This is a genomic window from Candidatus Atribacteria bacterium, assembly GCA_011056645.1.
GTDB classification, from domain to species: domain Bacteria; phylum Atribacterota; class Phoenicimicrobiia; order Phoenicimicrobiales; family Phoenicimicrobiaceae; genus Sediminicultor; species Sediminicultor quartus.
In genome coordinates this window covers 1-11,504 of record DSEL01000071.1, presented here as the reverse complement: position 1 = coordinate 11,504, position 11,504 = coordinate 1, and the positions used below count along the sequence as shown (strand labels likewise).

The window sequence follows — 11,504 nt, the reverse complement described above, 5'->3', positions numbered from 1 at the left end:
TGATTAAAGTGGGCATTAAATTGATTTAGTTCTCTTAAAACTTTAGATAGAAAAAAGATTAAACCGGAAGTTATCCTGACCTTATTTTCTTTCATCAGTTTTTTAAATTCAGTAAAATCAACGGTTGCTTGACTGAGTATCTGTTTTATCAGAGGAAGACCAGTTTAATTAATTGAGCAAACAACTAAACAAGATTAATAATTCATTTAAGAATTAATTATTATCTCCTCTGTTTGTATAACTATATTATTAATTGAAAGCCCATATTTATCCAAGAGATCTGGATATTTTGCTGATTCAGCAAAGGTATCATTTAGGCCTATCCTTTTCATTTTTATGGGATAATTTTCTACTAATACTTCAGCAACAGCACCTCCCAATCCTCCAATTATATTATGATCTTCTATAGTAATTATCTTACCCGTCTTACGTGCAGCAGTAATAATTGCCTCTCTATCTATAGGTTTAATTGAGGGCATTTCTAATAGTTCAATAGAATATCCTCTTTCTTTCAAAATGTTCACTGCTTTAATTGCTCTATCTAGAATTAAGCCTGTGGCAATTATACAAGCATCTTTCCCTTCTTCAAGTTTATTTGCTATTCCAATTTTAAATTGATAATTTTTATCAAAAATATCTGGATTATCCTTCCTCCCTAATCTAATATAAACAGGACCCTTATATTCAGAAGCTTTTTTGACAATTATTTTAGTAGCATTATAATCTGCAGGATCTAAAATAACCATATTGGGTATACTTCGCATTATAGCAATATCCTCTATTGATTGGTGAGTTACACCCTCCATTCCTCCGGATAAACCCGATAATCCAGAAATTATCTTGACATTAAGATAGGGATAAGCAATAAATGTTCTTACTTGTTCTAGGGCTCTCATTGAATTTAACATAGCATAACTACAAGCAAATACAATTTTTCCTGTACTAGCTATGCCTGCTGCAACCATCATCATATTCTGTTCTGCTATCCCCACATTTATAACTCTTTGAGGAAATTTCTCTTTCAATAAATCAAGGCAGATAGACTTTTCTGTATCCGCATTCACAGCAACTATATCCTTTCCTTCTAATGCCAGTTCTCTTACCGCTTCACCAAAAGCAATTCTTGTATTACCCAATTTTTTCACCCTCCTCATAAGAAGATATTTCATTCAATGCTAGCTGATATTGTTCTTTGGTCAATTGTCTCTGATGCCAAGAGTTATCATTCTCCATAAAAGATACGCCTTTTCCTTTAATTGTGTGGGCAATAATAATAGTAGGCTTTGATGTAATTGAAGTTGCTAGTTTTAAAGCGGGTAATATTTCTGTAAAATTATGACCATTAATCTCAATAACAATCCAACCAAAAGCTTCCCATTTATTTTTAATTAGTTCAATATTATTTATTTTTTCTACAGGACCACTAGCTTGAAAATTATTATTATCAATGATCGCAACAAGATTATCCAACTTTAAATGCGAAGCAATTGATGCAGCTTCCCAGACAATGCCTTCTTGAATTTCCCCATCTCCTAAAATCGTAAAAACTCTATGTTGTCTTTTATCAATTTTAAAACTTATAGCTATACCTACCGCTGCTCCAATCCCATTACCTAAAGAACCAGCGGTAAAATCTATTCCAGGTGTCTTTCTCATATCGGGATGACCTTGAACCAAAGAATTCAACTTTCTTAATTTTAAATTTTCCTTTGCCGGATAAAAACCTAAGTCCGCTAAAATAGCATATAAAGATAAGCACCCGTGCCCCTTAGAAAGAACAAATCTATCTCTATCTTCCCAATTAGGTTTATTGGGATCAATATTTAATTCACCATAATATAAAGCTACTAATAAATCAGTTATAGATAATGAAGGTCCAGGATGAGCATATTCTGCTTCGTAAGCCAGTTTTATCGTTTCATATCTAATTTTTTTTGAAATACTTTTTAGGTACAATAGTAAATCTTTTTCTTCTTTCATTTATTTAAAACCCCCAAATTCTGATTTCAATGTATTAAAAATTCCTTATATATATTCCTTTTTTAATATGATAGAAATAATCATTGAATAGAAAAGCACCTGACTTAACTGAGCTTGATGGCTTTCTAGATAATCTGTTACCCTTAAAGCGGCAGATAAGGCCTTACACCTACAGATGATCCTAGCAATAAAAAGGAATTTGTCAGTCCAAGGCCTATTACCACCGGTATAGAGGAATGCTTAAGGTAGAACTCTGTCGACCGATAGATATGATAGGTACGAAACCGAAGAAGTATTCTTGGTAAAAACCAACGGACAGTTCCGAAGAATTCGGGTAAAAGATCAATCCTTTGACACATTCCTTACCATCTAATAGTGTTAAATAATTTTCATAACTTTCTACGATTATTTTCATTTTAAATCGACTATTATTTCTATTCAGACTTCTTATTTTAACGAGAGACAATAAATAAATTAACATTCTTTTATCACGGATTTCTATAGCTTTGTTTCTTTTTAATTACAATTTCGATTTCAGTAGTAAATTGTAGCTAACTCCCCAGACATCTTCCGGTAATAGGGATCACAACTTCCACATCAATGTTTCTTACACCATATATTTTGTCATGCGTATTGATAACACTGCTAACATTGTTAGGTACGATTTCTAAACGATCACCAACTTTCAGATCTTTCTTGGCACCCTCCATATAGTAAATCCAGCCTGTCTCGGCGGCTATACGGGCAAATCTGATGTCGGATCGCCTCTGGATAGAGCCGTAAGTGGGTTTCCCATTCCAGAAAAAGCCTGGCGTTTCTCGTCGTTCAATCATGGATTCACTGCTAAAGGTCTTCCATCCAGCATCAATGACAACGTAATTAGGATGAGTTGTGCTCATAATGCTGACCAGTACGGTGAGCGCACATTGTTCTTTGGTAATGCCAAGTCCCATCATACATCGAACATCTCCGATGACACGCTGTCCTGGATGAAGCTCTGTTATCTCCGAAAATTTTCCTTCTTTAATATAACGGCAGGTGGAAAAATGTGTTGATGATGCGCCTACCGAGACATGCTCCATTTTAAAGCCTTCTTTTTTCAGCATCCTTGCCATTTCACAGGTTTTAGATGCAACATCATAAGCCATTTCAGCAATGTTTTCTTCAGTTGGTTTAGCGCCTGACTCATGAGCATAAAGTCCTATAAGCTCGATACCAGGAACCTGCTGTAATTTTTTAGCTAGATTCAAAGTAGGCTCACCCGGTGCAACCCCATAGCGGTCTACTCCTGTATCGAGTTTTATCACCAGGGGAACGGTTTTACCAATGGCTTGGGCAACTTTTGAGATACCCTCCGCCTGTTCAACCATATCCACGACGATGGTGAATTTGAATTTAGGCCATCTACTGAGTAACCGTTTTAAGGTTTCCAATTTATGCTCACCGAAAAACGGATGAACAATAAAGATGTCTGATATACCGGCTTCCGCCATGGGCTCTGCTTGGTTTATGGCACCGACCTCAATACCACTGGCTCCCGCTTCAAGCTGCATCTTAGCTATATATGCAGACTCGTGAACTTTGGTATGAGGCCTCAGTTTTACTCCAGCTTCATTGGCTGCCTGTTGTATTAATTTTATATTTGTCTCGAGCTTGTTAAGGTCTAAAAGACACACCGGAGTGTCTAAATATTGATAAGGAACAGTCTGTTTTGTCATATTTCTCCTCCACGTTATCTTTGTCTATTTAAAAATTCCACCAACTACCTCAAAGTAAAAATAATCTTCCTTTTGAGTATTTCCTTTTACTTTTTCCGATAATGAAAATAAGGTAAGTCGTTCTTAATAGGATTTGTTTGCTTTATTTATCAGCCTCCTTATACTTTTAAGCTTCTCGTTTGTATTTAAGTCATTTAAAATTTATTTTGAATTTGTTGCAGATCATAAAAAGTTGTTAAATAGCCACAGTAGGATATTTCGGATAATAGCATCTAGTACCTTGATTAATAATTTTTGGGCTTATGAACAACATGAAAGGCTCCCATTATAGGAGCATATTTTTACCATCAACGACCACTACTACAATACATGCTTCCAACATTCTCCGTTCTGTAAATGTATCCTGAAGAATGTCCATTTTTTTAACAATAAACCGACCATAGAGACAATTACATAAGTTTTCCAGTTTGAAATGGCAGCGGGAAAAATCTTAAGAAACAATTAGCTCCCTATGCCAAATAGACGGTTAGGAAGCCATAGAATGAGGGAAGGGAACCATATACATATCCCGAGAAAAATAATCATTAAAAAGAGAAATGGAATTGATCCTTGGATTACTTTGACTATATTTTCCTTCGAGATGCCTTGAACGACAAAAAGATTCAGTCCCATTGGAGGTGTAATCATGCCAATTTCAGCTGTTAACACATATATCACTCCAAACCAAACCATGTCAAACCCCAGCTCTTTTACTATTGGTAGCACAGTAGATGCAGTCATTACAATGATCGATGTAGGATCTATAAAACAGCCCAAAAACACATAGACAATACATATGCTTAAAATCACGGCCAATTTTGAAACTCCTGAGTTAATAACTAGCTCAGCTACAGCTGTGGGTATCCCAGTCCTGGAAAAGAAACTTGCTAAAATACTCGATCCAACGACAATAAATAATATCATGCAAGTAGTCTGTAGCGTTTTTGCAAGAGCTCTTCCCAAAAGTGACCAACTGAATTTCCGTAACGCTAAAACTATAAACAACGAAAAAGTGCATCCTATTGCAGCTGCTTCTGTTGGAGTCATGATTCCCGCAAAAATTCCACCCAGTACAAGAAAAATCAAGGCAATTGATGGTAATAATCCCATAAAATCCTTAAGGCTAAAAACTATTTCTTTTTGTGAAGAGCGGGAGTCCCTTGGTGCTATTTTTTTATTCCTGATTGCAGAATATAAAATATAAAGCATAAATAATCCTCCAAGTGAAATGCCAGGAATAATCCCGGCAGCAAAAAGTCGCCCAACCGATACCTCGGCTAGCATGCCATACACAATCATGTTTATACTTGGAGGTATGAGAATCCCCAGAGTACCGCCAGCGACTATCGAACCAAGTATTATTTTAATATCATAATGACGTTCTTTTAATGATGGGATTGCCACTGAACCGATAGTAGCGGCAGTACCCGGACTTGAGCCCGATATAGCAGCAAATATGGCGCAAGTTATAATATTGGTGTGGAGTAAACCTCCGGGAATCCTGGTTACTAATTTTGAACAGGCTTTATAAAGCCCTTCTGTAGCACCGCTTAGCACTAGAATCTCACCCATTAAGATAAAAAGTGGAACACAAGTTAAGACAAAACTATCTAAGGTTCTGTAAGGAATAAGCGGTACAAGACCAGGATTACCTTGGTACAGAAAGAAACCCAAACATCCAGTCATAGCTAGCGATATGCCAACTTTTACACCTAAAAACAACAAAATAAATAATACTAAAAAAGAAATACCTGCGAGCGCTAGTGGCTCCATAATGATTGCCTCCCTTCTTACCTTATATTTGCGCTACATACAGGATCTGTGTCATGAAGGATAGCAGATCCTGTATGTAGCGCACAATATATTTTTCTCTCTTACACGCTGTCGTCTGTTTCTAAAGATTTATATCCACCATTTACAACTTCATTTGTCATTAATACTGTAAGCATAGCGTATCCTATTGGAATACTAATATAAAGTATCCACATAGGAACATGAAGAATCGTTATAGAAGTCACTTTATTATTGAAATTATCTATAACCGGACCCAATGTAATCCAAGTAAGCCAAGCCATAAAAATCGTACTTACAATTGAAACAACTAACTGAAGCTTCTTTTGTACACTTGGTGAAAATCTTTTAGTCAATATACTAATTTTAATATTACTTCCAGTTCTCTCTGTGTATGCTAACCCCAGAAAAGCAAGGGCAACAAGTGCATATCCTGAGACTTCAGTGGCGATCAAAATTGATTTCAATATTATATTTCGACTGAGCACATCTACCGTGATAAGTAATACCATGATAGCTATGATAGCTTGCCCCGCTACAGCTGATACACGAGAAAGAAAGTTGCTAAGCGCATCAAAATAATTCCTCATTGGTTTCCCCTTCTTTTTAAATACTTAAAAGCCAAGAGCTTTAATAGCAGCGTCTAGAGCTTTTCGGTTCCTAGGATCTTGTTGAGCCCACTCATCCCAAATCGGCTTTCCTGCGTCTCTCCAGGCTTTGATTTCTTCCTGGCTAGGCTGATTTATTATAACACCATTCTTTACCAGTATATCCTGCTGCTCTCTTGTAGAAGTTAGATATTTATCATACATAGCCTTAATCATAGCGACATTCTCTTCCTCTATTATTTTCTTATATTCGGGGGGCAAATCGTTCCATTTTTTATTATTGGCAACAATCCAACTGCCTGAGGGCTCAAGTCCAACCGCGTAATAATACTTACCAACTTCCCATAACGATGCCATTACCATTCCATTTGGCCCAGTATTCACAGCATCTACCACTCCTCTTTGCATGGCAATATATACCTCAGTAACCGGCATATAAACAGGTGAGCCGCCTAAACTCTGGATGAGTTTAGCATCCAGATCTCGCCATACCCTTACCTTGATATCATTTAAATCAGCCAAGTTCGGTATAGGATTCTTGCTTAATAGGTCCTGGGGGGTGAAGACAAAGAAGCTATTCGGAGGAAGCGGTTGATAACCCAGCGCCTTCATGTCTTCAAAAACCATATCATTTATTGCTTCCGCTGCCGTTAAGCAAGTATCTTGGTCAACAGTAAGGTAGGGTAAGTTGAATAGACCTGTATACGACAATGAAGATATTCCTCCAGTAACGGAGGTATTTAGCCAGGCCATTTCAATGGTACCACTACCCACAGCTTGGGGAAACTCACCTCGGTCAATTCCAAGTTCTTTAGCTAAAACCACCCTAATCTTAAATTTACCGTCGGTTCGCTGAGCAACTCTGTCAGCAAATTTAACGCATTCTTCAACGCGTGGATCTGTAAGACTAGTCTCCACGGTTTGCAATACCCAGTTAAGAGTTGGTAGTTCCGTAGCAGTAGAACAAACTACCGCTGTAGTGCACACCATCATTACTGTGATGATCAAAAAAAATAATCTTTTTTTCATTTTTTTCTCCTTTTATTAATTTGATTTTTAAAACAATATACTAACTCACTTTTACTTTATGCTTCTATCACCCCCTTGATTTCAGGTTGTTAACGGCTTCTGAAAATGTCTCTCAAAGATTAGTGGTATATAAAAGAGCTGCTTCTTCGAGAACATCAACTCTCGTTATCTGGAGCAGACAATAAAAGTGTTCGAGAAGTTCTATGCAAAAGTCGCTAACTTTTTTACTTTATTCCAGATTTAGCCTGCAATTTTTCAGTAGCTTCTATCTCGACCTCTAGAGTTTTTTTATTAATTACTACTCCATAGCTTTTTTTTGCCATTTCTAAACTAATTTTTCTATCCCGTACATCCCGTAGAACTTTTTCTAGATCTCGTTTATATGGGTCGCCCCAACCCCCAGCGCCCGGTAATATAGCTTGAAGCTTATCACCTTTTTTGCAGGAAAAAGACTCCTTTTTTAAAATCCGCTTTCGCCCGTCTGTAATATGGTAGCCTTTGGCTAAAGCGCCAGCTTTTCCTCCATTTGATCCCCATGGAGGGAAGAGAGCGCGATCGTGACGCCACTGAACTACTACATCATTCTCTAAACAATACTCTTTAATTATTCCTAATCCACCCCGAAATTTTCCCGCTCCTCCCGTATCAGGTAAATAAGCATATTGTTCAATTCTTAGAGGGTATTCTTTTTCTATCACCTCACAGGGAATGTTAGAATAGTTGAGCCATAAAGGAGGATGACCATCAATTCCGTCAGCAAAAGGTCGTCCCCCCCAAGAGCCAGCAAGGAAATCGGTAAATACAAAGGGTTCCCCATCACGATTATTCCCTCCCAAACAAATTCCAAAATCTACATTCGATGTACAGGCTGGTACCTTATCTGGGGCTATCTTACCCAAACACCCTGTACAAACATCCCAGAGACGCCCCAATGTAGCTCCTCTACCAGCAACTCCAGCGGGAAAGCTTGCATGGGTAATCGTACTTGGCGGGACTATAAGGGTAACTGGGCGCCAAACCCCACTATTAGAAGGAACAGAAGGATCTAAGAATAAACGGAGCGATGTGTTTACTATGGCTACAGTGGATGAAAAAGGGAGGTTTATAGAGCCTTTCACCTGGGGTGAACTCCCCGTAAAGTCAAAGGTGATCTGGTTATCTTTGATAGTTATTTTGAGATAAATTCTGACTGGATTAGAAGTGAAACCATCATTGTCCATATAGTCTTCAAATTCATATTCCCCATCAGGTAATTCTCGAATAGCCGCACGGGTGAGGCGCTCACTATAGTCTAAAAGTTCATCGAGGTAGGACTTTACTATCGGCCAATCCCCATATTTTTTCACCAAGGCAATGAAAGCCTTTTCCCCCATGGCGGTGGCTGTCACTTGGGACTCTAGATCACCAAGAACCTTATGCGGAATCCGCACATTCTTTTCAATAAGCCGGTAGAGTGTATGGTTCCTTTCTCCTCGATCATAATATTTAGTGGGAGGGATGCGTAAGCCCTCTTGGAAGATTTCTATGTTATCACAAGCGTTGCTTCCGGGTGTCTTTCCCCCAAAGTCGAGCTGGTGGGCAATGGCTCCACTGAATGCTGCCAATTCTCCGTCACAAAACACAGGTCTTACTGTATACACATCGGGGATATGAGAAGCTCCTTCATATGGATCATTACACATAAAAACGTCACCTGGATAGATCTGGTCTTTCCATACTTTTTTTAAATCCTTAATGAAACTGGGAAACACCCCAGTATGAACAGGATTGACCAATCCTTCCCCTATGATATCGCCTTCAGCATTGCAAAGCCCTGTGGCAAAGTCAAAAAGATCCCTTACTAATGGTGAGTAAGAAGTACGATTCATGGCCAAGGCCATCTGATCAATAATAGAGCTTATGGAATTTTTAATCAGCACAAAAGTTATTGGATCTATATTTCTATTCTTTTCCATTGTCATGACTACTCTTCACCTCCTGTACTTTCGATATCAATAATAATAGACCCCCATGGACCCTGTGAAACCTTAGCATACGGGGGAACCACGCAAGTAGAATCATTGAGCTCGACAATCGCCGGGCCTTTTATGGCATTTTCCAATAAGTCATCTATCCCTAAAATGGTCGTATCCGTCCAACCAAATTCTTTCCCAAAGTATGCTTTTCTCTTCTCCTTTTTTTTGGTTGCCTTAATCTTTTGTTCAGTTTTGATCTGCTCAGGAGAAATGTTTATATTGGAAAGTTTCGCCATAAGTCTAGCATTTACCAACTCCACCGGCTCATCTGCCCGTTTGTGACCATAGGTTCTAAAATGTTCCTCGCTGAAGGCTTCTCTCAAGAGGGGGATATGTTCTGGTTTGAGGTTCTCCCATGGGACAGGAATCATGAGTTCAGAGGATTGTCCTACATATCTCATCTCCATGATCTTCTTGAAATCAACCTCGAGGTCTCCATAATCCCCTGCTTTTACCTCAATCAAAGCCTTCCTCTTCATTTCATTCCAAACCTTGTTTACAGGTTCCACCTGGGACTCATCCAAACGTTGGTACAGAGTTTCAACAAAATTATACTCTATGGTAGCGAAAAGGAGTCCAAAGGCGCTGAATAGACCTGGGAAGGGAGGAATAACTACTCTTTTAATCTCCATTTCTTTAGCCAACTTAACAGCATGCATTGGCCCAGCACCTCCAAAAGCGAATAGCACAAAGTCTCGTGGATCTCGACCTCGAACTGTAGAAACAGCACTGATCGCCCGAATCATATTTGAGTTGGCGATCATGTGCGCTCCATAAGCTGCTTCTTCTGTACTGATTTTCATAGGTTTGGCAATTTGCTCTCTAACGGTCTTAAAACTATTCTCTTTGTTTAACTTAATTCGACCTCCCCCTATTTCTTTAGGATTCAGGTAGCCGAGAATTAAATTTGCGTCAGTTAGACTAGGTTTAGTTCCTCCTAAATCATAACAAGCAGGGCCTGGCTTGGCTCCCACACTCGTGGGACCAACATGAAGAACCATTCCTTTATCCAACCAAAGCTTGCTTCCTCCACCTGCACCAATCTCTGCAATATCAATAGATGGAACCCGAATACTGTAGCCCCCGCCTGATTGAAGTCTACTTGCTACAGAGATTCCCGCGCCTACTTCATAATAGGGGGCTAAACTTATTTCGTTGTTTTCAATGATGGAACCTTTTGTTGTGGTTCCTCCCATGTCCAAAGTAAGAATATTTGGAATTTTTAAAGATTTAGCGAGATAAGCGCTTCCCACTACACCCGCAGCGGGTCCACTTTCGATGATGTATACAGGTTTTTCCATAGCCGCTTTTACCGACATCAAACCACCACCAGATTGCATAATAAGGAGTGAACCTTTGCCCTTAATGTTTTGAAGCGTACCCTCTAAATTCTGCATATATTTAACTACCGCGGGTTTTACATAGGCGTTTACCACCGTCTCACTCGTTCTTTCGTACTCCTTAATTACAGGGATAAGTTCGGAGGAAATACTAACAGTCAAATTTGGATACTTTTTCTGGACAATCTCTTTTATTTTTTGTTCATGGATGGGATTGGCATAAGAATGGAGTAAACAGACGGCTAAAGATTCTATTCCTTTGGCCACCAATTGATCAATTATCTCCTCCGTCTCTTTAAGGTCCAAGGGACGAATTATTCTACCAGCATAATCCATTCGTTCGTTAACCTCTAATCTCCATTCCCTGGGTGACAGCGGAAGGGGTTTATTCCACCTGATATTATATATCTCCGGCATGCGAAAGCGTCGAATCTCAAGAATATCCAGAAATCCTTTAGTAGTGATAAGCCCCGTGCGGGCTCCTGTATGTTCAAGAACAGCGTTCGTAGCTATAGTACAACCGTGAAGGATTTGAGAAATATCCGTTTTGCTGAGACCAATGTCCCGAAAAACTTCTTGAATGGCATCCGTAATTGCTCGTGTATAATTATCTGGAGTAGAAAGTAGCTTTCTAGTATAAGTGACTCCGTTTCGACTCATAAAAACTACATCCGTAAATGTCCCTCCAATATCGGCTGCGATTCTGAAATCGTTATCTATGCCTTTGTTCATTCTAATTTCTTCCCCCTATCCAATACTTCATAAGATAGTGAAGTATTTCGACTTTCTTTTTTTCCATTTTCTTCTCCTTAAATTTCTAGCATAAATTTTTAAATATCTTTTTTTATCTTAAAGCTATAGGTCTATAAACTTTTTTCTTTCACCTCCTTCTATTTTAGCGCTGGATTTTCAATTAATCTGGCTAATTTATCTAAGAATTTTGCTGCATCTGCTCCATCTATTATTCGGTGGTCATAAGAAAGA

General features: G+C 38.6%; 9 protein-coding genes. All 9 read right to left on the bottom strand.

The window, feature by feature from the left end; translation table 11 throughout:
• Window positions 1-206 precede the first annotated feature (206 nt).
• Window positions 207-1,145, bottom strand: a complete 939-nt coding sequence (locus ENO17_02960) for a transketolase family protein (GenBank protein ID HER23997.1) — start codon at window positions 1,143-1,145, stop codon at window positions 207-209.
• Window positions 1,129-1,980 carry a transketolase gene (locus tag ENO17_02955; protein ID HER23996.1) on the bottom strand — a complete coding sequence of 284 codons (852 nt, stop codon included), beginning with the start codon at window positions 1,978-1,980 and terminating at the stop codon, window positions 1,129-1,131. Before ENO17_02955 ends, ENO17_02960 begins: the two co-directional genes overlap by 17 nt.
• A 551-nt stretch (window positions 1,981-2,531) precedes the next feature.
• A complete protein-coding gene (locus ENO17_02950; protein ID HER23995.1) occupies window positions 2,532-3,698 on the bottom strand; it encodes a hypothetical protein in 1,167 nt (388 codons plus the stop codon).
• A gap of 501 nt (window positions 3,699-4,199) precedes the next feature.
• Window positions 4,200-5,510 carry a TRAP transporter large permease subunit gene (locus tag ENO17_02945; protein HER23994.1) on the bottom strand — a complete coding sequence of 437 codons (1,311 nt, stop codon included), beginning with the start codon at window positions 5,508-5,510 and terminating at the stop codon, window positions 4,200-4,202.
• 101 nt (window positions 5,511-5,611) lie between these two features.
• Entirely contained in the window at window positions 5,612-6,118 is a 507-nt protein-coding gene (locus tag ENO17_02940) for a TRAP transporter small permease (protein HER23993.1), read from the bottom strand.
• A gap of 24 nt (window positions 6,119-6,142) precedes the next feature.
• Window positions 6,143-7,165, bottom strand: coding sequence for a TRAP transporter substrate-binding protein (locus ENO17_02935; GenBank protein HER23992.1), 1,023 nt, complete (start codon window positions 7,163-7,165; stop codon window positions 6,143-6,145).
• 224 nt (window positions 7,166-7,389) lie between these two features.
• Window positions 7,390-9,126: a hydantoinase B/oxoprolinase family protein gene (locus tag ENO17_02930; protein ID HER23991.1), complete on the bottom strand. Its 1,737-nt coding sequence runs from the start codon at window positions 9,124-9,126 to the stop codon at window positions 7,390-7,392.
• 2 nt (window positions 9,127-9,128) lie between these two features.
• Window positions 9,129-11,252 (bottom strand): hydantoinase/oxoprolinase family protein, encoded by a 2,124-nt coding sequence (locus ENO17_02925; GenBank protein HER23990.1) that lies wholly within the window; start codon window positions 11,250-11,252, stop codon window positions 9,129-9,131.
• Window positions 11,253-11,410: 158 nt separating this feature from the next.
• Window positions 11,411-11,504, bottom strand: a 94-nt coding sequence (locus ENO17_02920) for a hypothetical protein (GenBank protein ID HER23989.1), incomplete at its 5' end; no start/stop codon positions are given.

What these genes read in the sequence shown, in the direction of transcription:
- ENO17_02955 (HER23996.1), bottom strand. Translation starts at nt 1,980, where the DNA reads ATGAAAGAAGAAAAAGATTTACTATTGTACCTAAAAAGTATTTCAAAA.
- ENO17_02950 (HER23995.1), bottom strand. Translation starts at nt 3,698, where the DNA reads ATGACAAAACAGACTGTTCCTTATCAATATTTAGACACTCCGGTGTGT.
- ENO17_02945 (HER23994.1), bottom strand. Translation starts at nt 5,510, where the DNA reads ATGGAGCCACTAGCGCTCGCAGGTATTTCTTTTTTAGTATTATTTATT.
- ENO17_02940 (HER23993.1), bottom strand. Translation starts at nt 6,118, where the DNA reads ATGAGGAATTATTTTGATGCGCTTAGCAACTTTCTTTCTCGTGTATCA.
- ENO17_02935 (HER23992.1), bottom strand. Translation starts at nt 7,165, where the DNA reads ATGAAAAAAAGATTATTTTTTTTGATCATCACAGTAATGATGGTGTGC.
- ENO17_02930 (HER23991.1), bottom strand. Translation starts at nt 9,126, where the DNA reads ATGACAATGGAAAAGAATAGAAATATAGATCCAATAACTTTTGTGCTG.
- ENO17_02925 (HER23990.1), bottom strand. Translation starts at nt 11,252, where the DNA reads ATGAACAAAGGCATAGATAACGATTTCAGAATCGCAGCCGATATTGGA.